This window comes from Microvirga tunisiensis (assembly GCF_009296175.1).
Taxonomy (GTDB): domain Bacteria; phylum Pseudomonadota; class Alphaproteobacteria; order Rhizobiales; family Beijerinckiaceae; genus Microvirga; species Microvirga tunisiensis.
Genome location: NZ_VOSK01000817.1, coordinates 1 through 1127, shown reverse-complemented (window position 1 = coordinate 1127; position 1127 = coordinate 1). Strand labels below are relative to the sequence as shown.

General features: G+C 61.9%; 1 protein-coding gene. It reads right to left on the bottom strand.

The genetic code is table 11. The features are described 5' to 3' along the window. Nucleotides 1-585 (bottom strand): reverse transcriptase domain-containing protein (locus FS320_RS43845; RefSeq protein WP_338105714.1); only part of this gene is annotated, 585 nt, incomplete at its 3' end. Nucleotides 586-1127: the final 542 nt, after the last annotated feature.

The following is a 1127-nucleotide window of genomic DNA, read 5'->3' as shown; positions in this document are numbered from 1 at the left end:
CACCCCGCCCTGAGGCGTGCCTGCCATGCGCGGGACGATGCTACTATCCTGCATCTGGACCGGAGCCTTCAGCCAGCGCTCGATGTAAAGCAGCACCCATGGGCAGTCCGTATGATGCCGAACTGCCTTGAGCAGCAACTCCCAATCGATGCTGTCGAAGTAACTCCGGACGTCGATATCGAGCACCCAGTCGAACCGCCAGCAGCGCTGGCGCGTCGTCCGAAGAGCATCGATCGCCGATCGGCCGGGGCGATATCCGTAGGAGTTGTCGTGGAAGATCGGTTCCAGGATCGGCTCCAGATATCGTTTGACCACCTCCTGGGCGATCCTGTCGCCGACCGTGGGAATGCCCAACGGCCGGGTCCGTCCATCGCTCTTGGGAAGGTCGACCCGTCTGACCGGAGGAGGAAAGTAGCTTCCTGAGGACATGCGATTCCAGAGCCGGTAGAGGTTGTTCGCAAGATCAGCCTCAAACTCCGCAATCGTCTGCCCGTCTACGCCAGCCGCCCCCTGGTTGGCCTTCACCTTCTGGAAGGCGTCCCAGACTTCCCGCTTCGGAATGGAAAACGGCTTTGCCGTGGCCACAGGGCTCCTCCCGTTACCGGTTGGCTCTGCGCCGCGGCGGAACACTGCAGCCCCTTCGGTCCAGTCCCATTACAGAACCTTCCGCCCTACTACGGGCTGCTCCGCCCCTGTGCCCCGCATCGGTACTCTGATCCTTGCGGTTTGAGCCGCTTGGACGTCTCCCTTGGCAGCGGAACGACAGGTTCTCACGTTCCCTACAAGAGCCTGATCCGGCTTCGCGCCGCCTACATGCCGGATGTCGCTCGGGCGGTCTTCAGGACAGCCCCCGAACTGATCCCGGAAGCTAGACGACCCTCCGGTTTTGACATCATCTTTGGCATTTCGACACGTCATCAGCGGTTCGCTTTCGCTCGCCTCTCCGGATCGTACCTGACGGGACTGAGCCCCGCCTTTGGCTGCAACGCTCACCACGGCCGCTCTTGACGGCCGCAGCTTGCAGGGGTTTGAGGTCGGCACCTGACTGCGGACCTCGAGGGGCCGACCCTCATCTCTTGTACAGCTCCACATCTCCTCCTTCAGAAATGTGTTCGTGACACACCGTC